The sequence below is a fragment of the Sphingomonas jinjuensis genome (assembly GCF_014197105.1).
Taxonomy (GTDB): Bacteria; Pseudomonadota; Alphaproteobacteria; order Sphingomonadales; family Sphingomonadaceae; genus Sphingomonas; species Sphingomonas jinjuensis.
On the sequence record NZ_JACIEV010000004.1, the window covers coordinates 1 to 21068 of the forward strand.

Below are 21068 nucleotides of genomic sequence, written 5' to 3' on the forward strand. Positions count from 1 at the left end.
CCAGCAACCCGTCCGGGCCACCGCTGCGGTGACAGCCATCTAGGTGACCCTCACCCACCGGTCAACAGCTTTTTGCAGTTTTTTGACGAGGCCGTACATTTTCCCCAGATTTCCGCAGGTTCCTGACGCGCAGGAGATGCGCCAATGCCGGAACCTAACGGCTAATTGTGAGTCGGCCGGAGCAGGAATCGTCGATTCAGGCCTGAATCCCGCTCAAGCCGACTGGATATAGGCCCGCATCGCGTTCGCATCGGCCTCGATGCGGTCGATCCGGTACTTCACCAGATCGCCGATCGACACGAACCCAACCATTCGTCCGTCTTCGACCACCGGGAGATGGCGGATGCGCCGCCGCGTCATCAGCGATAGCGCGGCGATCACCGCCTCGCCCTCGCCCACCGACTGGACGGGCGACGTCATCACCTCGCCGAGCAGTCGATGGAGCGCATCTGCGCCGTCTGCCTGAAGGCAAGCGACCACGTCGCGTTCGGAAAAGATGCCGGCGACCGTGTCGCCGTCCATGACCGGCAGCGCGCCGATCCGCCTCTCTGCCAATAGGGCAACGGCGTCGGCCACCGTTGCGTCGCGGGTCAGCGATACGACGTCGCCGCCCTTGGTTTTGAGGATCGCCGCGATGGTCATCCGCCCTCTCCTGTCGCTCTGTCGTGCAAGCGGGAGGAAACCACACCCGCGCCTCAATGGCAAAAGGAGATGCGGGGTCCGCGCCGCGGCTCGAACGATGCCGGGACGCCGATACGAAAAAGGCCGGCTCCCCTGCTGGAGAACCGGCCCGTTCGATCGATAGATAATGTCACTCCGCCGCGGTCGGCACCTCGACCGGAGCGGCACGCGTGCGACGGCGACGTGGCTTTGGCTCGTCGGTGCCCTCGTCATTGGCGGGCGCCGCGATCCCGAGCGACGGCGGCAAGCGGTCGGCGTCGACGCCATTGGCCTCGCCCTGCGGCTCGACCGGCGCTGCGTCGCGGCGGGGACGGCCACGGCGGCGCGGCGTTACGGGTGCGTCAGCCTCAAGCACGGCTTCGGCGCGATCGTTCAGCGATTCGTCCTGCGTCGGCGGGTCAGAGCGGTGCTGCCCGGCGACTTCCTGACGATCCTCGCGCCGCGGACGTTCGTTGCGATCGCTGCGCTCGCCACGCTCTGGACGCTCGCCGCGCTCCGAGCGCTCGCCACGGGCTTCCTGACGGTTGCCGTCCCAGCGGTTGCCGCGATTGTCGTCGCGGTCGCGATCGCGGCGCTGGCCGTGCTGCTGGCCGCCGACGCCATCGCCGTCGCCCTGCTGCTCGCCGGCACGGATCGGCTCGCCCTCATCGCCGAAATCGTCGTCGCCATCGAGATCGAAATCGTCGCGCGATTGGACGCGCGGCTGTTGCTGATTCTCGAACCGGCCCCGCTGGTCGGCGAGCACGCGGAAATAATGATCCGCGAACTGGAGGTAATATTCTGTGGTGACGCGGTCGCCCTGGCGCTGCGCATCCGACGCGAGATTCTTGTACTTCTCGAGAAGCTGGGCGGCGTTGCCGCGCGCGCGGTTGTCGATCCGATTACCGCTGTCGCCACGTCCCTGGCCGCCCTGGCGCTGGCCGTTGCCGCCACCACCATTACCGCCGCCACGGCCACGCCGGCGGCCGTTCTGCCGATTGTTGATCAAGCTACTGTCCTTGTGCTCAGAACCAAAACTGGCCTTGCTCCCGCGTCACGGTGCAAACCTTCGGGCCTCGCAGCGTGGCGCAAGGCCGATCGCTGAGAGCCTGCCACGGCCGCCGGACTGCAGCGGTTTCATGACGAAGGATGCGGGCGTCCGCCTGTCTTCAACGCTCTTTGTCGAAAAAAATGCGTGCCCCGGCGACCTCATTAGCGACGGGCAGGCCAATGGTTCAAGTAAAATATCGGGCAGCAAGCGACAAATTCAAGGCGTGGCTACGATGCACCTAGGCCTACCGCCCAAGTCGTGGCGCAGGTGGGCGTGCAATCCTGCCGTATCGACCAGCGCCGAGACGGCCTCGGCCTGGGTCCAGCCGATCTCGATCGCCGCCATACCCCCGTCGGTCAGCAACCGCGGGAGTTGCGGTACGAGCGCGCGATAGGCGTCGAGGCCATCGCTGCCGGCAAACAGCGCGGCGGCCGGCTCATGGCCGGCTACGTCCTGTGCCACCGCTTCGCCCGTACCGATGTAGGGGGGATTGGCGAGGACCAGGTCGAAGCGCCCCTCGATCGCGGCCGCCCAATCGCCGCGGATCAACGAGGCGCGTTCGGCCTTGCCCAACGCATCGCGATTGACCCGCGCATAGCGTAGCGCCGCCGACGAGAACTCTACCCCGATCCCGCGCGCCTCTGGCCATTCATCGAGCGCGGCGAACAGCAGCGTGCCGGGCCCGGTGCCGAGATCGAGCACCGACGCCGGCGCTCGTTCACCAAAATGCTCGCGCGCAACCAGGATCAGCGTCTCGCTATCGACGCGCGGGATCAGCACGCCGGGCCCGACGGCGAGGTCGATCGTCCAGAAACCGCGCGTTCCCATAATATAGGCGATCGGCTCGCCCGCCGCGCGACGATCGACCAGCGCGGCGAAGCTGGCGGGCACGCCGCGATCGAGATCGAGGAGCAGCGCGGAGCGATCGATCCCCAGCGCATGCGCCAGCAGCCATTCGGCGTCGAGGCGCGGCGTATCGGAAGAACCAAAGCGCAGGGCCGCCACTCGCAAGGCGTCACGCGCCGTAGCGGCAGTCCCGTCGCTCATGCCCGGTCGCGCGGGGCGCTGATTTTACCCATCGAGCGAGGCCAAGCGCTCCGCCTCGTCCTCCGCCACCAGGGCGCCAATCATTTCGTCGAGGTCGCCCTCCAATATCTCGGGCAGGCGATGCAGCGTCAGGTTGATGCGATGGTCGGTCACGCGCCCCTGCGGGAAATTATAGGTCCTAATCCGCTCGGACCGGTCGCCCGACCCCACCATCGATTTGCGCGCCCCTGCCCGTTCCGATGCCAGCCGCTCGCGCTCGGCCTCGTAGAGACGCGTCCGCAATACCTTCATCGCCTTGGCGCGGTTCTTGTGCTGCGAGCGCTCGTCCTGCTGGATCACGACGATGCCGGTCGGGATATGCGTGATCCGCACCGCCGAGTCGGTGGTGTTGACGTGCTGGCCACCGGCTCCGCTCGACCGATAGATGTCGACGCGCAGGTCCTTCTCATCGATCTGCAGGTCGACTTCCTCCGCCTCGGGCAGCACCGCAACCGTCGCGGCGGAGGTGTGGATCCGCCCGCCCGCTTCGGTGGCGGGCACGCGCTGGACGCGGTGGACGCCGCTCTCGAACTTCATCTTCGCAAACACGCCGGTGCCGCTGACGCTGGCGACGACCTCCTTGTAGCCGCCGGCTTCCGACGCGGAGGCGGAGATCAGCTCGACCCGCCACCCCTGACGCTCGGCATAGCGCTGATACATGCGGAACAGGTCGCCCGCGAACAGCGCCGCCTCGTCGCCGCCGGTCCCGGCGCGCAGCTCGAGCATCGCCGAGCGCTCGTCGGCAGCGTCGCGTGGCAGCAGCGCCAGCGCCAGCCGGTGTTCGGCATCGGCGAGCCCTGAGCGATTGTCGCGCAGCTCCTCCGCGGCCATCAGGCGCAGCTCGTCGTCCTCGCTGTCCTCGGCCATATAGGCCAGGCTCTCCGCCTCCTGGCGAAGCCGCCGCACCTCGCCCGCTGCCGCCGCGACCGGTTCGAGTTCGGCATATTCCTTCGACAGCTGGACGAAGCGCTCGCCACTCAGCTCGCCGGTCGCCATCATCGCGGACAGCTCGTCGCGCCGCGCCTCGATCTGCCGGATCCGCTCGGGGGATATCGTCACCATGGCTGGGCAGCTTCAGTCATGCCGACCCACCGACGATCTCGCGCACACGCGCCGAGTCCGGGCCATCCTTGACGGTCAGACCCTCGGCACGGGCCGACACCAGCACGCCGGCGCCGAGCTTCGCCGCCTTGTCGTAGCGTTTACGCGGCGATCCGGTCGCAATCATCTCGGCAGACAGGCCCGCGCGTCGCAGCGCTCCCAGTGCCGCCCAGGCGGCATCGATCGCGCCATCGTCCTCGACCGCCAGCACCACATCCAGACGTGGCGCGTCAACGCCCTCGACGAGCATCGCAAGCCGCTCGATCCCGGCGGCCCAGCCGACCCCCGGCGTCGGTGCGCCGCCCAGGCTCTCGATCAGCCCGTCATAGCGCCCGCCCGCCAGCACGGTGCCCTGCGCACCCAGCCGGTCGGTGACGAACTCGAAGGCGGTGTGGCGATAATAGTCGAGGCCGCGCACCAGGCGCTCGTTGCGGACGAAGGCGACGCCCGAGGCCTGAAGCCCCTTCTGCACCGCCTCGAAGAAGGCGCCCGCCTCGGCCGACATAAAGGCGTCGATACCCGGCGCCGCATCGGCGATCGGCCGGTCGCGCGGATCCTTGCTGTCGAGTATCCGCAGCGGGTTCTTCGCAAGCCGTACCAGGCTGTCCTCCGACAGCTCGCCGCGATGCCCCTCGAAATGCGCGACCAGCGCCGCGCGCCACGCATCGCGCGTCGCCGCATCGCCGAGCGTGTTGAGCTGCAGCGTTACCCCCTGGGCGATGCCTAGCTCGGCCAGCAACTGGTCGGCAAGCGCCAGCAATTCGACGTCGGCGGTCGGTTCGGCCGCGCCCAGAATCTCGGCGTCGATCTGATGGAACTCGCGGTAGCGACCCTTCTGCGGCCGCTCGTAGCGGAACACCGACCCGCTCGTCGCCAGCCGCAGCGGCGCATATTGCTGCCAGCCTTCCGACAGATACGCACGGGCGATACCTGCGGTGAACTCCGGCCGCAGCGTCAGCGAATCGCCGCCGCGATCGGGGAAGGTGTACATCTCCTTGGCCACCACGTCGGTGGTCTCGCCGATCGAGCGCGCAAACACCTGGGTTTCCTCGAACGTCGGCACCTCGACGCGCTGGAAGCAATAGAGCCGGCGCAGCCGGTCGAACGTCTCGACGACATGCGTGAATCGGCGCTCGTCGTCGCCGAAGATGTCCTGCGTGCCGCGCACGCGCTGCGGAGATTGCTGCCTGGCCATGGAGCGCGGCTATCTAGGCGAGGTCAGGGCCGCGCGCTAGCGTCCGAAACATGAGCCTCTTCGACCGCTTGCATCTGGGCCGCCGCATCGCCCCGCCCGCCTTCGTCGTCTTCACGCTGGTCCTGATCGTGAGCGGGCTGGGCCTCGCTGTCCTTCTCGGCACGACGCGTGGCGTGATGCTGGGCTTCGACCTGGCCGCGCTGGTCTTCTTCGCGATGAGCGTACCGCGCTTCCGCCGCCGTGCGACCGACATCCGCCAGACCGCAGCCGACAACGACGCGAACCGATCCGCGCTGTTGGTGCTCACCGCGGTGGTCACGCTGGTGATCCTGGCCGCGGTCTACGTCGAGCTGCGCGGCAAGAACAGCGGCGTCGACATCGGCCTGTCGATCGCGACGCTGGTCTGTGCCTGGCTGTTCTCCAACCTCGTCTATGCCTTTCACTATGCCCACATCTTCTACATGGCGGGCGACGCGGCCGGCGGGCTCGACTTTCCCGATACCGACGAGCCCGTCTATTGGGATTTCGTCTATTTCAGCTTCACGCTCGGCATGACCTTCCAGACGTCGGACGTGACAATCCGGTCGACCGCGATGCGGGTCGTCACGATCGGCCAGTGCCTGGCGGCGTTCGTCTTCAACCTCGGTGTCCTCGCCTTTACGATCAACACCATCGGCAACGCCGGCTGAAACGCGGTTGGGCGACCGGTGCAAAGGGCCGTAACGGTGTAGATACCGTTGGACCGGGGCCCGTCACCTACCATATTGCCGCGATTGCCGCGACCGACCGGCTTGCCATCCCGGCGCGGAGACCGGCGACGATGGCCAGCATGCCCCGCCCTCTTCCTTGCCAAACGAGACGACCTTGATCCCCGAACGCTCGACCCTCGACTATATGCGCGACCAACTGGCGCAATTGCTCGCCCTCGCCGATCGGGAAGGCGACCATGTGCTGGCTGCCCATATCAGCATGGCGCTCGCGCGAGTCGATGAACGATTGATGACCTGCACGCGTTAGTCGATGGCGATCGTGTAGCGTTCGTCGGTCATTGCAGGGGAGAATGGCGTGGCGCTCGATGACGCAACGGTCCTGGTCGAATCCATCATCGATCTTCGCCGATCGCGGGCCGGGCAGTTCCCGCCCGACCTGTTCATCGGCGAACAGGGTTGGGACATATTGCTCGAGCTGTTCGTCGCCGATGCGCATGGCGAACGGCTGACGGCCCGCGAACTGCTCCAGCGTATCGGGGGATCGAGGATAGCCGGCGAGCGGTGGATTCGCTTTACCAACAGCCAGGGGCTGACCGTCAGCGACGGCGAGGGGCGGCTGGACGACATCGTGACGGCGACGCCCGAGGCATTGCAACGCGTCGAGGTCTGGGCGGCGGGCTGCATCGACTTCATCCTGCGGCTGGTCGAGCCGCGGATGGAGCATCTTCGCCGCCATCGGTGAATCGCAGACGGCCTCTTCTGCCTGCCAAGAGACTGGACGTCTGACCTTTCCCGCCTCTACACCGCGGCCATCCACCGTCTTGCCGGAAAGGCTTCCATGATCCGCACCGCCCTTGCCGCGTCTCTCCTGACCTCCGTCGCCAGCGCTGCCGTTGCGCAGGTGCCGCCGGGCAATTCGGCGCCGCAGCCGGTGCCGATCGTCGACACCATCCCCGCCGCCCGCGACGTCGCCTTCCCCGGCACCATCCAGCTCGACGTCGACGCGACCGACAACGAGCGCGGGATCTTCCGCGTCAAGGAGACGATCCCCGTGGTGCAGGCGGGGCACATGGTGCTGCTGTACCCCAAGTGGCTGCCCGGCAACCACGCGCCGCGCGGCGAGATCGAGAAGCTGGCGGGCCTCGTCATTCGCGCCGATGGCAAGGTGCTGCCGTGGCGTCGTGACGAGGTCGACGTCTATGCCTTCCACATCGACGTGCCCAATGGCGCCAAGCGACTCGACGTCGAATTCCAGTTCATCAGCGCGACCAAGCCCGACCAGGGCCGCGTCGTCATGACTCCCAACATGGTCAGCCTTCAGCCCAATTCGGTCAGCCTGTATCCGGCTGGCTATTTCACGCGGCAGATCCCGATCCAGATGACGGTCAAATATCCGGCCGGCTTCACCGCCGCCGGTGCGGTGCCGGCGAAGGCGGGGACCGGCGCGGCGGCATCGACCTATGCCTATCAGCTGACCAACTACGAGATCCTGGTCGACAGCCCGATCCTGGCCGGCCGCTACGGCAAGACCTGGGCGCTCAGCCCCCGCGTCAACCTCAACGTCTATGCCGACGATCCCGCCAACCTGAACGCCACCCCGGCGCAGATCGACGCGCACAAGCGGCTCGTCGACCAGGCGGTGAAGGCGTTCGGCGCACAGCATTACGACCATTACGAATTCCTGCTGTCGCTGACTGACCAGCTCGGCGGTATCGGACTGGAGCATCACCGCAGTTCCGAAAACGGCTCGCGGCCCAACTACTTTACCGAATGGGAGCAGAATGCGGCGTCGCGCAACCTGCTGCCGCACGAGTTCAGCCATAGCTGGGACGGCAAGTTCCGCCGGGGTGCCGAGCTGTGGACGCCCGATTACCGCACGCCGATGCGCGACCAGTCGCTGTGGGTCTATGAAGGCCAGACGCAGTTCTGGGGCTATGTCCTCCAGGCTCGCTCGGGCCTGGTCAGCAAGCAGGACACACTCGACGGCTATGCGATGATCCTGGGCGCCTATGACACCGCGCCGGCGCGGCAGTGGCGCAATCTGATCGACACCACCAACGACCCCATCATCTCCGCCCGCCGGCCCAAGGGCTGGACCAGCTGGCAGCGGTCGGAGGATTATTACAACGAAGGCCTGATGGTGTGGATGGAGGTCGATGCGATGCTCCGCCAGAAGTCGGGGGGCACGAAGTCGATCGACGATTTCGCCAAGGCGTTCTTCGGCATCCGCGACGGGGATTGGGGCGAGGTGACCTATCGCTTCGAGGACGTCGCGGCGACGCTGAACGGGATCGTGCCCTATGACTGGGCCGGCTTCCTGACCAAGCGGCTGACCGAGACGGGGCAGCCCGCGCCGATCCAGGGCTTCGCCATGAACGGCTACAAGCTGGTCTACACGCCCGAGCCGACCAAATATTTCCTGGGCGCCGAGAAGGTTCGCGGCACCGATGCCAGCTATTCGATCGGCATCGTCGTCAACAAGGACGGCGAGGTCACGCAGACGATCTGGGATTCGCCGGCGTTCAAGGCGGGGATCGACGTCGGCACCCAGGTGCAGGCGGTCAACGGCACCGCCTATTCGCCCGAGGTGCTGAAGAAGGCGATCCTCGACGCCAAGACGAGCAAGGATCCGATCCGGCTGACCGTCAAGAATGGCACACGCTTCCGCGACCTTGCCATCGACTATCACGGCGGCCCCCGCTATCCGCGCCTCGAGAAGGTCGGCCAGGGCGAAACCGGGCTCGATCGTCTGCTGACGGCCAAATAAGAGCAGGGAAGAAGATCAGAGCATGCGTATCGACATGATCCCGGTAGGCAAGAGCCCGCCGGACGACCTGAACGTCATCATCGAGGTGCCGACCGGTGGCGAGCCGGTGAAGTATGAGTTCGACAAGGCCAGCGGCGCGCTGTTCGTCGATCGCATCCTCCACACGCCGATGCGCTATCCGGCGAACTATGGCTTCGTGCCGCACACGCTGAGCCCCGACGGCGACCCGCTCGACGCGCTGGTCGTCGCGCGCTCGCCGTTCATCCCGGGCTGCGTCGTCCGCGCCCGGCCGATCGCGGTGCTGAACCTGGAAGACGAGGCCGGCGGCGACGAGAAGCTGGTCTGCGTGCCGGTCGACCAGACCTTCCCCTATTACAGCAACGTCGGCGAGCGCGCCGACCTGCCCGAGATCGTCTTCGAGCAGATCGAGCACTTCTTCACCCACTACAAGGACCTGGAGAAGAAGAAGTGGGTCCGTGTCGGCACGTGGGGCGACGCCAGCGAGGCGAAGCGCATCACGCTGGAAGCGATCGACCGCTACAACGACGCCAAGAAGCAGGGCGAAGAGCCGCACGACCACGACGTACCGGGTCGCGATTGATCGCGCCGGGGGGCAGGCAGGTAACCCTGCCCCCCCTTTCGTCATTCCCGCGAAGGCGGGAATCCAGCCCTCCGCAAGCGACGACCGCGCTTATCGGGCCGAGCCGCTCGCCGCGCCATGGATCCCCGCCTTCGCGGGGATGACGGAGGATGAGGGGCAGACGCCGGGGGCCAAAAGGCATCCTGCGCGTTTCATCGCGTTAGGAGACGCGCGATGACCGAGCAGGGCACCCCCGACCACAATCTGTCGACCGAGCACCAGAAGACCGGCGACGCCAAGCAGCCGAGCGATACGCTCGACCGCGACCGGCCGCCGGCGAAGGACGACGGCGGGCGCAAGAGCAGCCTCACCCGGAACGCATAGTCGCCCAGCGCTGCTCGCGGTCGCGCATCGCCGCCATCCAGTCGTCGTACTGGGCGAAGCGCTCGGCCAGCGTTTCGGGATCGAGCCGGCCGACCTGCGCCTCGACCAGATCGAGTTCGTGCGGCGCGAGCGTGCGGCGATAGAAGAGTTCGCCGAAGCGACCCCATTCGCGCCCATCGAAATAGGGGGGCGGCGGGTAAAGGGTGCGCCATTCGCCCGTCACGCGATCGCGATAGACGAGGCCGTCGATCTCGTCCTCCTGCTCGTCGTCGGTGTGCGAATGTTGAGACTCTTCACACTCGATCGCGGGCAGATCGGACTCGTCGCCCTGCGGCGGCGCGAGCGCGACGAGGCCGGCGGCCTCCGCCCGCGCCCATTGCTCCGCCGTCCAGCCGGCGCGCTGCGTCACGTCGAGATCGTCGGTCGCGACCTCGGCGGCGGTGGCGACGCCGGTGCGGACCAGACGGTCGGCGGCGGCGAGCGCGTAGACGGGGGCGAGATCGGGCACCTGTCCCTCCCCCGCCGCCAGCCCCTCGCCGCGACGGGCGAGGAACAGCCCGGCGCAGGCGGGCGCCTCGTCGCGCTCGACGACGTCGAGGAACGCGTCGAATTCCAGCGCTACGATCCGTGCGGCACGGCAATCGGCGTCGGGCAGCGTCTCCGCCTGGCGATCGAGGCGATTGAGCAGCCGGATCGCGAGGTGATTGTCGTAGCGGCGACGAGTGACGGTGGAGCCGTCGTCGCGGGTGATCGTTTCCTCCTGCCCGTCGAGCGCGCGCGCCATCAGCGTCTCGGCAACGACCTCGCGCGCGATCATCGACGCGGCGCGCCAGCCGAGCGCGAAGGCGGCGCCGCGGGCACTGCGGCGGAAGGCATAGGCCGCCGAGGGCGACAAGCCGACGCGCATCGCGGCCCTCTCGACGCTGAGGCCCTCTGCAATTGCTTCGAGGAACTGGCGCTGGCTGATCGCGGACCAGCCATCCTGGCGGCGCGAGGAGACGAGCGCGGGCGGTTCGGTGGGCGCGAAGGGATCATGCGCCAGCGAGCGGATCGCCGTCATGCGCGGTTCTCCCGGGCGAGGGCGCGACGGTCGCGCGCGATCGAGCGGAAGAGCGCGTTGGTGGCGGCACGGTTCGCGGCGACCGCGGGATCGGTCGCCGGGCGGGTGCCGAGGCGGCCTGCGTCGACGTGTGCCTGCCAGCGGCGGACGGTGTCGTGATCGGGGTTGGCGGGGATGTCGATCAGCTCGGGCTGGCCGAGGTTGACCTGGTTGCCGGGGTGGAACGTCTGCACGGTTCGCGTCCTTTCTGATGGAGAGGACCGGGTACATATGCGGAACAAAGGTCTGTAGGACAGCCCGCCGCGCAAGAAATTTGCGAAGCAAATTGCGCGCTCACGGCGGCGGGCTCGGCCGGCGGCGCTACAGCGCCGTTCGACGTCACGGGATTTACTCCCGTGACGGCGCGCCGCCGGGCGAACGATCCATTGGCTCACACGAAGACACTAAGAACAATTGATTCACGCGAAGACGCGAAGGATGATCGGTTCACGCAGAGGCGCGGAGAATTTTGTCGCGCCCTTGGCGGCTACGCCTGCTCGACGGTCAGCGATCCGGCCGCCGCGGGCTTCAGCACGTCGGCAGCGGGGAGCGAGCCGTCGAGCCAGCCGGTCCAGGTTTCGGGCGGGGGCAGCATGACCTGGCGGTGGTGGTAGGGCGCGACGTCCGGCCCCGGTTCGCCGGTGAGGAGCGAGAAGGCCTCGCCGCCCGCGTCGGCGCGCCAGACGGCGGCGATGCAGAACCAGGGGGTGGCGCCGAAGGCGAGCGGGCCGCCGGGGGTGGCGGTGAAGCGCCACTTCGTCTTGCGCGCGCGCGCCGGGGCGCCGGCGGGGGGCGCGGTGAATTCGAAGAAGGCGTCGACGGGGATCAGGCAGCGGCCCATCGTCGCGCCATTGCCGAGGCTGCGCCCCTCCGACCGGTAGTTATAGACAGGCCGCCCGCCCTGCCCCGGCCAGCTCCACCGCCGCATCGCGCCGGCGACCGCGCCATCGGCAGCGGCGCGCAGGGTGAGCGCGGTATCGGTGATGCGGATGCTGTCCTGCTCACCGAGGTTGGGCAGCCCTTCTGGAAAGACGAGCGGCACCTTCAGCTGCGACCAGTCGTCGCGCAGTTGGCCCAGGGCGATGCGGCGAGCGACTTCGTTGCACATCGAGCAAAGGCTAGGATTTAGCGAAGCCTAAATCCAGCCCGGCGCAAAGGCGCCGGCTCGATCGGCCGACGGCGCCCCCGCGCCGATCGACGACGCGGCTTCGCCGCGTCGCCACCCCGCCCGCCCCAAGCAAAATTATCCCCAACCCTTTGCCATCCCACGATAGCGCAACCGCATCCGTTCCTGTTACGTTCCACCGGTCATGAGTCGGGTTCGCGAACAACTGATCTGGAAGGCGCTGCTGGCGGTGGACGAGGTAGCCGAGCGCGCGATCGAGACGCGCGAGGCAATGCCGCCGCCCAGCCTGGCGCTGCGCTTCGCCCTCGCCTTCCTCTATGCCAGCGGCAATGGCGAGCGCTGGCCCTATGACGCGTTCTGGCTGGCGATCCGCACGCCGCTGCCCACCGACACCCGCCCCCCGCGCCGCCCCGGCGACACGCTGACCGCGCTGCAGGCGATCATCCGCAACGTCGGCCTCAGGCCCAGCGCCGAGGTGCTGCAATGGCTGCGCACGCGTGGGCCGTATGTGGCGGAGCTACAGGTGCGGCGCGCGGCGGCCGAGTTGCTGCGCGAGGATGTGCGGGAGCTGGAGGCGGCAAAGGAGCGGGAGCGGCGGTATCATGGGTGAGGGGGGTGCGATGTGCGCGCATTTGCAACACGGGGGTCAGCCGCCATCGTCATAGTCAAGCCCGCTCCAATGAACGGCCCAGCAAATCTCAATTTGCAGAACCACAACGCTGATTGACCGCTGCCACCTATTCATTCAGGATTGTCTAATGGCTACAAATCCAACCGATTACGAAGATGCAAAGTTCGCGCCTCTTGACCAGCAGGAAGATGAACAAGATATTATCCTGGGCGATAGTATCCACCGATATGATGCCGCAATATCGTCGTCTGACTGGACAACAGAAACGGTCGTAAGTCAGCTAACGAAGGGTAACATATTTCTCGATCCGGATTTTCAGCGCCGAGATGCCTGGAATAGGGTTAGGAAAAGCCAGTACATCGAGAGCTTGATTCTCGGGATACCTACCCCTCAGATTATTTTGGCTGAAAGAAAGACACGGCGCGGATCATATATTGTAATTGACGGTAAACAGCGACTACTTTCCTTACGTCAATTTGCTGCACGTGATGATGATAGTGAGTTTCGTCCCTTTGCTTTGTCTGGCCTTAAACTAAGAACTGACCTAAATGGCCTAAGCTATGCGAATCTTACTCAGTCTCTTTTTGGAGATTCGGCACCCGATTTTGAGAATGCGACTATTCGTACTGTTGTTATACGTGCTTGGCCGACCGAGGACTTCCTATACGAAGTTTTTCTTCGTATTAACAGTGGTAGCGTTCAGCTCTCCCCTCAAGAATTGAGACAGGCTCTCCACCCTGGCCCGTTTACGACTTTCCTGAACCGGTTTGTTATTGAAAGTAAGTCTATAAAGTCAATGCTTGGCCTAAAGCAACCGGATTTTCGGATGCGAGATAATGAGATAGCGCTGCGGTATTTAGCCTTTAAGCATTTTATGCATTTGTATAATGGTAATCTTAAGTATATTCTTGATGAGACTACAAGGATGTTTAATAGCGGTTGGAACGAAATTTGCGCGGAGGTAGTGGAGTCTCTTGGAGCGATGGAGCGCGCTATAAATGTTACCCAAGAGGTGTTCGGACGTAATGCCTTTAAGCGATGGAACACAGTCTATTATGAAACCCGGATTAACCGGGCAGTGTTTGATATTATGGCGTATTACTTTTCGCAGCCAGACATTGCGAACGCAGCGCTAATGCTTCGAAGTCGAGTCGAAGATGCGTACAAGGCAGTGTCGAAAGACTACCGCTTTAGCACATCGGTCAGCGGAACGACAAAAAGTCTTGAGTCAGTTCATTATCGCTTTAGCCTTTGGGCTGCAGCTCTCGAGCAAGCAATTGAAATACCAGTCGTGTCGCCAATCTAAAATGCGTTCTGCGTCACTAAGAGCCCTTGATAGCCGCTTTTGGGAACTACGCATGCAGTTCCTACCAAAACGCTTTTCCGCAACGGGGAACTATACGCATCAAGAATATACTGCAGCGGCCGCATTTCGCATTCTTTTTCATGCGGAAGTTGAGTCGTTCTTGGAAGAATTAGCACTCGATATAACTAACAAATTAGAGGAAAATATTCGAAATAGCATGAACTGTAATGGTGCTGAGGCCATATTAATCCTCTATCGACCGGAGGCTCATGGGTCACCGCCATCTCAATTGAACGAGGTAAGCACGCGCTCTTTTAAGATGAGAGCGCAGCTATCATGTCTGAACGAAATGAGGCGTAGAATATCTTCTAATAATGGCCTTAAAGCGCACAATCTGCTTTCTCTTTTTATACCAATTGGCCTCGACGAAATCCGATTAGATGATCAAATGATCATTGATCTGAACCTTTTGGGTGCGCGTCGGGGCGATGTAGCCCATAAGGCTTTACTTAAGATTTCGGTTCTGCCCGACCCCAAGGAAGAGAAAATTCTCGCCGAACGCCTGATCGATCAATTTAAGTCGTTCGAACAACTTGCATTGCAAGCACTAGGATCGTAACAGATAGCGGCGCTAAGGAAGCCTCCCACCCTCACTCCGCCGCCTCAGCCCGCGCACCCTTCGCCAACAACGGCGCCAAATACCGCCCGGTATAACTCCCCTTCGCCTTCGCCACCTCTTCCGGCGTGCCGACCGCGACGATGTCGCCGCCCTTGACGCCGCCCTCCGGGCCCAGGTCGACGACCCAGTCGGCGGTCTTGATGACGTCGAGGTTATGCTCGATGACGACGACGGTGTTGCCCTGCTCGACCAGCGCGTGGAGGACTTCGAGGAGCTTGCGGACGTCTTCGAAGTGGAGGCCGGTGGTCGGCTCGTCGAGGATGTAGAGCGTGCTGCCGGTCGCGCGGCGGGCGAGTTCCTTGGCGAGCTTCACGCGCTGCGCCTCGCCGCCCGAGAGCGTCGTCGCCTGCTGGCCGACCTTGACGTAGCCGAGGCCGACTTCGGCCAGCATCGCCATCTTCTCGCGGATCGGGGGGACGGCGGCGAAGAAGGCGGCGGCGTCCTCGACGTTCATGTCGAGCACGTCGGCGATCGACTTGCCCTTGAACTTCACCTCCAGCGTCTCGCGGTTGTAGCGCGCGCCGTGGCACACGTCGCAGGTGACGTAGACGTCGGGGAGGAAGTGCATCTCGATCTTGAGCACGCCGTCGCCCTGGCACGCCTCGCACCGCCCGCCCTTGACGTTGAAGCTGAAGCGGCCGGGCTTGTAGCCGCGGGCGAGGCTTTCGGGCAGGCCGGCGAACCAGTCGCGGATCTGGGTGAAGGCGCCGGTGTAGGTCGCCGGGTTCGACCGCGGGGTGCGGCCGATCGGCGACTGGTCGATGTCGATCACCTTGTCGAGGTGCTGGAGCCCGGTGATCTTGTCGTGCTTGCCCGCCAGGATGCGCGCGCCGTTGAGCTGGCGGCTGGCGGCGGCGAACAACGTATCGATGGTGAAGCTGGACTTGCCGCTGCCGCTGACGCCGGTGATGCAGGTGAAGGTGCCGAGCGGGATGCTCGCGGTGACGCCGTTGAGGTTGTTGGCGCGCGCGTTGTGGACGGTCAGCTTCTTGCCCGATCCCTTGCGCCGGGTGGCGGGGACGGGCACCTCGCGGGTGCCGTTGAGGTAATCGGCGGTGACGCTGCCCTCGGTCGCGAGGACCTCCTCGAGCGTGCCCTTGGCGACGACCTGGCCGCCGTGGACGCCGGCGCCCGGCCCCATGTCGATGACATAGTCGGCGGTGCGGATCGCGTCCTCGTCATGCTCGACGACGAGCACGGTGTTGCCGAGGTCGCGCAGCCGCCGCAGCGTCGCGAGCAGCATGTCGTTGTCGCGCTGGTGAAGGCCGATCGAGGGTTCGTCGAGGACGTAGAGCACGCCCGACAGCCCGCTGCCGATCTGCGACGCCAGGCGGATACGCTGGCTCTCGCCGCCCGACAGCGTGCCCGACGTGCGGTCGAGGTTGAGGTAATCGAGGCCGACGTTGTTGAGGAAGCCCAGGCGCTCGACGATCTCCTTCAGGATGCGCTCGGCGATCGCGCGCTGCTGGTCGGTGAGCGTCGACGGCATGTCGGTGAAGAAGGCGAGCGCGTCGACCACCGACAGATGGGTGGCGTGGGCGATGTCCTGGCCGGCGATCTTCACCGCCAGTGCTTCCGGCTTCAGGCGGGCGCCGTGGCAGGTCTCGCAGGGCTGCGCCGACTGGTACTTCGACAGCTCTTCCTTCATCCACGCGCTCTCGGTCTGGAGCAGGCGGCGGTTGAGGTTGCCGATGACGCCCTCGAACGGCTTCTTCACGTCGTACGACTTCTTGCCGTCGACGAAGCGCAGCGTGACGGGCTTGCCCTTGGTGCCGTAGAGGATCTTGTCCCGGATCTCGGGATGCAGGTCCTTCCACGGCGTCTCCAGGTCGAACCCGAACTCGCGCGCCAGGCTGCCCAATACCTGCATGTAATAGGGCGACGGCGGGTTCGACTTCGCCCAGGGGACGACGGCGCCCTTCTTGATCGACAGATCGTGGTTGGGGACGACGAGGTCCTCGTCGAAAATCAGCTTCTCGCCGAGCCCGTCGCACGCCGGACACGCGCCCTGGGGGGCGTTGAACGAGAACAGCCGCGGCTCGATCTCGCTGATGGTGAAGCCGCTGACCGGGCAGGCGAATTTCTCGCTGAAGACGATACGGCCGGGGGGCGCGTTGTCGCCGAGTACCTCCTGCTTGGGGGTGTGCGGCTCGACCGGATCGGCGGGGTCGACATAGGCGAGGCCATCGGCGAGCTTGAGCGCGTTTTCGAAGCTGTCGGCGAGGCGCGTCGCGATATCCTCGCGCACCACCAGGCGATCGACGACGACCTCGATGTCGTGCTTGTACTTCTTGTCGAGCGCCGGCGCCTCGTCGATCTCGTACAGCTCGCCATCAATGCGCACACGGGTGAAGCCCGCCTTCTGCCATTCGGCGAGCTCCTTGCGATACTCGCCCTTGCGCCCGCGCACGACGGGGGCGAGCAGGTAGAGCCGCGTGCCCTCGGGCAGCGCCATGACGCGGTCGACCATCTGGCTGACGGTCTGCGCGGCGATCGGCTCGCCGGTCGCGGGGCTGTAGGGGATACCGACGCGCGCCCAGAGCAGGCGCATATAGTCGTAGATCTCGGTGACCGTCGCCACCGTCGAGCGCGGGTTGCGGCTGGTGGTCTTCTGCTCGATCGAGATCGCAGGCGACAGGCCCTCGATATGGTCGACGTCCGGCTTCTGCATCAGCTCGAGGAACTGGCGCGCATAGGCCGACAGGCTCTCGACGTAGCGCCGCTGCCCCTCGGCATAGATGGTGTCGAAGGCGAGGGACGACTTGCCGCTGCCGCTGAGCCCCGTGATGACGGTCAGCGTGTCGCGCGGGATGTCGACATCCACATCCTTGAGATTGTGCTCGCGAGCGCCGCGTACGGCGATGGTGGTCAGGGACATGGGGGCGTTCTACATCCGTTCCGGCCAGGGGGCTAGGGTGGGATGTAGGATGGCGACAAGCCAAACGCCACCTCGGCCAATTTTGTCCGGAATAGCGCCAGAAAAAACTATTGAGGCGGATACAGGCGCCCGTTAGCAAATTGACGGCGCGCAAGGGATCGCGGCCGCTGTACATCCGGGGGAAACATGGCAGATAAGGCGAATGCGAAGACGCTAGTCGCGTCGGGCGCGGCAGATGCAACGTTCAGTCTCGATCAGAGCAAAGTCTTCATTAGCAACCAAAACGGAACGATTGAAGTATTTGACATTGCGTCTCAAACCAAGATCGCGACCTGGCAGATCAGTTCAGCCCTAGGTGCGCTGTCACTATCGGAGGATGGATCCTATCTTCTCGCGTCGGATCCTCGACTTCCCGTAATTTACCGCGTTGATACGGCTACAGGGCGTACGACCGGAACGTTCTCGGGCAGTGGCAGTGGATATAGAGACGTTGAAGTCGTTGACGGCGGCAAAGCTATCGTCAGCGGCTCCGCCGTTTCTGTCCTCGATCTGACGACGGGTACCTTTTCACCGCTCAGCGGGGGAATCTACTACAGCGGCTCGTCGATCCTGACTGAAGACAAGCGATACACGCTGCTTGCCGAAACCGGCATCTCGAACGGTCCTCTCGCCGTATACGATGATCGCGCCGGCAAGATCATTTCGTCAGGCGACGACTATCAGACGCCGTATACCGGATTTAACTTCGGCGTACAGGCGATCAGCGATGCCGCCGGCCTCATCTTTCAGGGCATCTACAGTCAAACGATCAATATATATGACCTGAACGTCAAATATCTCCGCTCGGTCAATCTCAATCCGTCGGGCTTCGACCAACTCACCGGACTGAGCGTCGATAAGACCGGGTCCTTTATCTACGCGGTGTTTTCCGGATTTTCAACGGGATCGGCCGTCGTCAAGTACACGACGCAGACCTTCCAGGAGATCGCCCGATACCAGTCGCCGGCGCTGACGACTTGGTCGGGTGGCCGGAATAGCTACGGCAACGCCCTCCTGGTCTCGCAAGACGGCGGTGCAATCGTCGTCACCGATGCCGACTCGGGCAAGGTGACGTTGCTTACGCCACTGACGACCTTCCTGGGAACCGGGGATGCGGATATTCTGCGCGGCGACGACGGCGCCAACTATATGCAGGGATTGAGCGGCGACGATTATCTCCTCGGTTTCGCCGGATCAGACTTGCTTGACGGCGGAACGGGTAACGACACGCTGCATGGCGGGGCGGGGGCCGACGTTCTTTCGGGCGGGCTCGGCAACGACACTTACGTCGTCGACAACATAGGCGACGTGGTGACAGAGGTGGCCGGCGAAGGGCGCGATACCGTCTTCGCCGAGGTGAGCTACACGCTCGCCGCCGATGCGGAGGTCGAGGTGCTGTCGACATCGGCCAATGGCGCCACCAGCACGATCGCGCTGGCGGGCAATGGCTACGCCCAGGTCATTGTCGGCGATTACGGCAACAACACGCTGATCGGTGGCGGCACTTTGCGCTCGGGCGATCAGAACGACGTTCTCATCGGCCTGCGCGGCGATGATCGCTACGTCGTCGACAGCGTGCGGACAGTGGTGTTCGAGAATGCCGGCGAGGGCGCCGACGTCGTCACCGTGTCGGTCGCGGCGTCCAACTTCGTCCTCAACGCGGGCAGCTCGGTCGAGACGATCCAGGCCGCGAGCGGCACCGATGCGATCAACATCACCGGCAATCCCGACGCCCAGACGATCGTCGGCAACGATGGCGCCAACATCCTGTCGGGGGCGGGTGGCGGCGATACGCTGATCGGGCTTGGCGGCAACGACACGTATCAGGTCCGTTCGATGGGCGACCAGGTGATCGAAGCGAACGGCGGCGGCGTCGACACGGTCTTCGCGACGGTCAGCTACAGCCTGGGGGCCAACGAGGTCGAGGTGCTGTCGACGGTGGTGCAGGCCGCCAACGACGCGATCAATTTGATCGGCAATTACGCGACGCAGCTGATCATCGGCAATTACGGCAATAACATCCTGAACGGCGGATCGGCCGGCCAGGACACGCTGATCGGGCTGTTCGGTGACGATACCTATGCGGTCGGCGACAGCAGCGTCACGATCGTCGAGAATGCCGGTCAGGGCACGGATACCGTCGTCACCAGCGTCAGCTATCAGCTGCGCAGCAACGCCAGCATCGAGAACTTTACCGCACAGAATCTGTCGGGGACGGAGCGGCTGGTGCTGATCGGCAACGACGTCAGCCAAACGATCGTCGGCAATGCGGGCGACAACACGATCGACGGGCGCGGCGGCAACGACCTGCTGGTCGGGGGAAGCGGATCGGACGTGTTCGCCTTCACCACGGCGCCCTCGGCGGGCAATAGCGACGTCATCCTCGATTTCCAGGCGGGCGTCGATCGCATCGGCCTCGCGAGCGACGTGTTCGCGGCCGTGACCGGCGGCGGCATCACGGCGGGCGAATTCGTGACCGGCACGGCGGCGCTCGATGCCGACGACCGGTTGATCTTCGACCAGGCCGGACGACGGCTGTTCTACGATGCCGACGGCAACGGGGCCGGCGCCGCGGTGCTGATCGCGACGTTCCAGAACCCGGCGCAACTCGACGTCAACAGTTTCGTCGTCATCCCGCCGGTGTCCGACCTGCCGAGCTGACCCTTGAAGCCGCGCCTTCGTGTGTTATCTTCCTACGACACACACGGAGGCCGGCATGGGCAAGAAGCACAAGAAGAACAAGCACGGCCATGAGGGCGCAGGCGCCAAGGCGGGTGCGTTGCCGCTGGCCGGGCTGGCGGGGCTGGTGATGCGGCAGGCGGGGACGCCCGAAGGTCGTCAGGTGATCGCGACCGGGCTGCGGATGGCGGCGGATGCGATCAGCGGCACGCGGCGCGCGACGGGCGCGACACCCCAGGCGCCGGTGCCGCCGGTCCCGCCCGTGCCCCCGGCGCCGCCCAGGACCGACGCCGGCGAGGCCAAGCCGGGCGATCCGGGCACGCGAACGGCGCAGGCATCGGTGCCGCCGGAGATGGCCAAAATCATGGGCTTTGCCGCATCGGCGCTCGAGCGCTGGGCGGGCGGGCTCGGCCAGCCGCGCGACGGGGCGGATCGGCCCAAGCCGCACTGAGCGCCGAAGGGGCGCCCGGGCGCCGCGTTCGTTTCGCTAGCCGGGCGGTGACGCGGCTTCAGCGCAGGCGGGCGACCATCAGCCTGATCGTCGGCGTCGTGCTGCCGGCGAGCTGGATCAGGTAGCGGCCGGGCGCGAGGTCGTAATCGACCATCTTGCGAACGCCGCTGCAGGCCGGGCCGTGGCCATGCGCCACCGACGCCAGCGCCGCGCCGTCGCGCACCACATCGACCCATGCGCCGGCGCCCAGCGCGATGCGATAGCGGCCCGCGCGGTCGATCGTGAGCGAGAAGACTCCGCCGGCGGTTGCTGCCGCACCGGGCTTGGCGGGGGCGACCGGGTAGCGCAGCTGGGCGGTGGGACGCAGCTGTATGTCGGCCGCGGTGCCGGGCGTCACGGCAGGAGCGCCCTCCCCGCTCGTCCCGGCACGAAGCGGCCTTGCCGCGGACCAGCCCGCCAATTCGGGCGGCGGCGCCGCGACGGTGGCGCAGGCCGGAGCCGCCTGGAGCGCCAGCAGCGGGGCGAGGATCAATCCGGCTATCGTCATCGTCGTTTTCCTTCGGGGCCGCATCGGCGGCGGCGTGATGGCGGAGCATGCCCCAGGTCTGGCTGCGCCGCGAGGTGGATTTTCGATCGGCATCGAAGG

Annotated in this window: 21 protein-coding genes; 11 read left to right on the forward strand and 10 right to left on the reverse strand. The window is 65.3% G+C overall.

All coding sequences use genetic code 11. The features are described 5' to 3' along the window. Positions 1-213: 213 nt before the first annotated feature. The 5 genes from GGQ80_RS07610 to hisS all read right to left on the reverse strand — a co-directional run bounded on the left by GGQ80_RS07610 (position 214) and on the right by hisS (position 5093). Positions 214-642, reverse strand: a complete 429-nt coding sequence (locus GGQ80_RS07610) for a CBS domain-containing protein (protein WP_183983423.1) — start codon at positions 640-642, stop codon at positions 214-216. A gap of 169 nt (positions 643-811) precedes the next feature. After that, entirely contained in the window at positions 812-1669 is an 858-nt protein-coding gene (locus GGQ80_RS07615; protein WP_183983425.1) for a DUF4167 domain-containing protein, read from the reverse strand. Positions 1670-1927: 258 nt separating this feature from the next. Next, entirely contained in the window at positions 1928-2758 is an 831-nt protein-coding gene (gene prmC / locus GGQ80_RS07620; protein ID WP_183983427.1) for a peptide chain release factor N(5)-glutamine methyltransferase, read from the reverse strand. 24 nt (positions 2759-2782) lie between these two features. Beyond that, entirely contained in the window at positions 2783-3859 is a 1077-nt protein-coding gene (gene prfA, locus GGQ80_RS07625; RefSeq protein WP_183983429.1) for a peptide chain release factor 1, read from the reverse strand. Positions 3860-3875: 16 nt separating this feature from the next. Next, a complete protein-coding gene (gene hisS / locus GGQ80_RS07630) occupies positions 3876-5093 on the reverse strand; it encodes a histidine--tRNA ligase (RefSeq protein WP_183983431.1) in 1218 nt (405 codons plus the stop codon). A 50-nt stretch (positions 5094-5143) separates the two neighbouring features. Between hisS and GGQ80_RS07635 the strand changes: the two genes are divergently transcribed. The 6 genes from GGQ80_RS07635 (at position 5144) to GGQ80_RS07660 (ending at position 9534) form a co-directional block, all read left to right on the forward strand. Beyond that, on the forward strand, positions 5144-5782 hold the full coding sequence (locus GGQ80_RS07635) for a DUF1345 domain-containing protein (protein ID WP_183983433.1): 639 nt from the start codon (positions 5144-5146) through the stop codon (positions 5780-5782). Between the two features lie 175 nt (positions 5783-5957). Next, positions 5958-6110, forward strand: coding sequence for a hypothetical protein (locus GGQ80_RS07640; protein WP_183983435.1), 153 nt, complete (start codon positions 5958-5960; stop codon positions 6108-6110). Between the two features lie 48 nt (positions 6111-6158). Then, on the forward strand, positions 6159-6545 hold the full coding sequence (locus GGQ80_RS07645; RefSeq protein ID WP_183983437.1) for a hypothetical protein: 387 nt from the start codon (positions 6159-6161) through the stop codon (positions 6543-6545). A gap of 96 nt (positions 6546-6641) precedes the next feature. After that, entirely contained in the window at positions 6642-8570 is a 1929-nt protein-coding gene (locus GGQ80_RS07650; protein WP_183983439.1) for a M61 family metallopeptidase, read from the forward strand. Between the two features lie 22 nt (positions 8571-8592). Next, on the forward strand, positions 8593-9171 hold the full coding sequence (ppa, locus tag GGQ80_RS07655; RefSeq protein WP_183983441.1) for an inorganic diphosphatase: 579 nt from the start codon (positions 8593-8595) through the stop codon (positions 9169-9171). Between the two features lie 213 nt (positions 9172-9384). Further along, positions 9385-9534 carry a hypothetical protein gene (locus GGQ80_RS07660; protein WP_183983443.1) on the forward strand — a complete coding sequence of 50 codons (150 nt, stop codon included), beginning with the start codon at positions 9385-9387 and terminating at the stop codon, positions 9532-9534. Here GGQ80_RS07660 and GGQ80_RS07665 read toward each other — a convergent pair. From GGQ80_RS07665 to GGQ80_RS07675, 3 genes are all read right to left on the reverse strand, one after another. Next, positions 9518-10594: a hypothetical protein gene (locus tag GGQ80_RS07665; RefSeq protein WP_183983445.1), complete on the reverse strand. Its 1077-nt coding sequence runs from the start codon at positions 10592-10594 to the stop codon at positions 9518-9520. The two genes, GGQ80_RS07660 and GGQ80_RS07665, sit on opposite strands and share 17 nt — an antisense overlap. Further along, on the reverse strand, positions 10591-10827 hold the full coding sequence (locus GGQ80_RS07670) for a hypothetical protein (protein ID WP_183983447.1): 237 nt from the start codon (positions 10825-10827) through the stop codon (positions 10591-10593). The genes GGQ80_RS07665 and GGQ80_RS07670 overlap by 4 nt, the downstream gene beginning before the upstream one ends. Positions 10828-11120: 293 nt before the next feature. Continuing rightward, the gene (locus tag GGQ80_RS07675; protein ID WP_183983449.1) at positions 11121-11741 is read right to left on the reverse strand and encodes an SOS response-associated peptidase family protein; all 621 of its coding nucleotides are present in this window, start codon (positions 11739-11741) and stop codon (positions 11121-11123) included. 202 nt (positions 11742-11943) lie between these two features. On the opposite strand from GGQ80_RS07675, the gene GGQ80_RS07680 reads away from it, so the two are divergent. From GGQ80_RS07680 to GGQ80_RS07690, 3 genes are all read left to right on the forward strand, one after another. Beyond that, entirely contained in the window at positions 11944-12369 is a 426-nt protein-coding gene (locus GGQ80_RS07680) for a hypothetical protein (RefSeq protein WP_183983451.1), read from the forward strand. A 148-nt stretch (positions 12370-12517) separates the two neighbouring features. Then, positions 12518-13696 carry a DUF262 domain-containing protein gene (locus GGQ80_RS07685; RefSeq protein ID WP_183983453.1) on the forward strand — a complete coding sequence of 393 codons (1179 nt, stop codon included), beginning with the start codon at positions 12518-12520 and terminating at the stop codon, positions 13694-13696. A gap of 52 nt (positions 13697-13748) precedes the next feature. After that, positions 13749-14315: a HEPN domain-containing protein gene (locus GGQ80_RS07690; RefSeq protein WP_183983455.1), complete on the forward strand. Its 567-nt coding sequence runs from the start codon at positions 13749-13751 to the stop codon at positions 14313-14315. Positions 14316-14346: 31 nt separating this feature from the next. On the opposite strand, the gene uvrA is transcribed toward GGQ80_RS07690, so the two are convergent. Then, entirely contained in the window at positions 14347-17253 is a 2907-nt protein-coding gene (uvrA, locus tag GGQ80_RS07695; RefSeq protein WP_183983456.1) for an excinuclease ABC subunit UvrA, read from the reverse strand. Between the two features lie 921 nt (positions 17254-18174). Here uvrA and GGQ80_RS07700 point away from each other — a divergent pair. Beyond that, entirely contained in the window at positions 18175-19953 is a 1779-nt protein-coding gene (locus tag GGQ80_RS07700) for a calcium-binding protein (RefSeq protein ID WP_183983458.1), read from the forward strand. A gap of 55 nt (positions 19954-20008) precedes the next feature. After that, positions 20009-20422: a hypothetical protein gene (locus GGQ80_RS07705; protein WP_183983460.1), complete on the forward strand. Its 414-nt coding sequence runs from the start codon at positions 20009-20011 to the stop codon at positions 20420-20422. Between the two features lie 58 nt (positions 20423-20480). Here the strand turns inward: GGQ80_RS07705 and GGQ80_RS07710 are convergent, their stop codons facing one another. Continuing rightward, positions 20481-20969, reverse strand: coding sequence for a homogentisate 1,2-dioxygenase (locus GGQ80_RS07710; protein WP_183983462.1), 489 nt, complete (start codon positions 20967-20969; stop codon positions 20481-20483). Positions 20970-21068: the final 99 nt, after the last annotated feature.

Bases quoted from the DNA above. Each gene is read 5' to 3' on its own strand.
- GGQ80_RS07680 (WP_183983451.1), top strand. From the start codon at position 11,944: ATGAGTCGGGTTCGCGAACAACTGATCTGGAAGGCGCTGCTGGCGGTG.
- GGQ80_RS07690 (WP_183983455.1), top strand. From the start codon at position 13,749: ATGCAGTTCCTACCAAAACGCTTTTCCGCAACGGGGAACTATACGCAT.
- GGQ80_RS07685 (WP_183983453.1), top strand. From the start codon at position 12,518: ATGGCTACAAATCCAACCGATTACGAAGATGCAAAGTTCGCGCCTCTT.
- prfA (WP_183983429.1), bottom strand. From the start codon at position 3,859: ATGGTGACGATATCCCCCGAGCGGATCCGGCAGATCGAGGCGCGGCGC.
- GGQ80_RS07635 (WP_183983433.1), top strand. From the start codon at position 5,144: ATGAGCCTCTTCGACCGCTTGCATCTGGGCCGCCGCATCGCCCCGCCC.
- GGQ80_RS07650 (WP_183983439.1), top strand. From the start codon at position 6,642: ATGATCCGCACCGCCCTTGCCGCGTCTCTCCTGACCTCCGTCGCCAGC.
- uvrA (WP_183983456.1), bottom strand. From the start codon at position 17,253: ATGTCCCTGACCACCATCGCCGTACGCGGCGCTCGCGAGCACAATCTC.
- GGQ80_RS07610 (WP_183983423.1), bottom strand. From the start codon at position 642: ATGACCATCGCGGCGATCCTCAAAACCAAGGGCGGCGACGTCGTATCG.
- GGQ80_RS07710 (WP_183983462.1), bottom strand. From the start codon at position 20,969: ATGACGATAGCCGGATTGATCCTCGCCCCGCTGCTGGCGCTCCAGGCG.
- ppa (WP_183983441.1), top strand. From the start codon at position 8,593: ATGCGTATCGACATGATCCCGGTAGGCAAGAGCCCGCCGGACGACCTG.
- prmC (WP_183983427.1), bottom strand. From the start codon at position 2,758: ATGAGCGACGGGACTGCCGCTACGGCGCGTGACGCCTTGCGAGTGGCG.
- GGQ80_RS07665 (WP_183983445.1), bottom strand. From the start codon at position 10,594: ATGACGGCGATCCGCTCGCTGGCGCATGATCCCTTCGCGCCCACCGAA.
- hisS (WP_183983431.1), bottom strand. From the start codon at position 5,093: ATGGCCAGGCAGCAATCTCCGCAGCGCGTGCGCGGCACGCAGGACATC.
- GGQ80_RS07660 (WP_183983443.1), top strand. From the start codon at position 9,385: ATGACCGAGCAGGGCACCCCCGACCACAATCTGTCGACCGAGCACCAG.
- GGQ80_RS07705 (WP_183983460.1), top strand. From the start codon at position 20,009: ATGGGCAAGAAGCACAAGAAGAACAAGCACGGCCATGAGGGCGCAGGC.
- GGQ80_RS07675 (WP_183983449.1), bottom strand. From the start codon at position 11,741: ATGTGCAACGAAGTCGCTCGCCGCATCGCCCTGGGCCAACTGCGCGAC.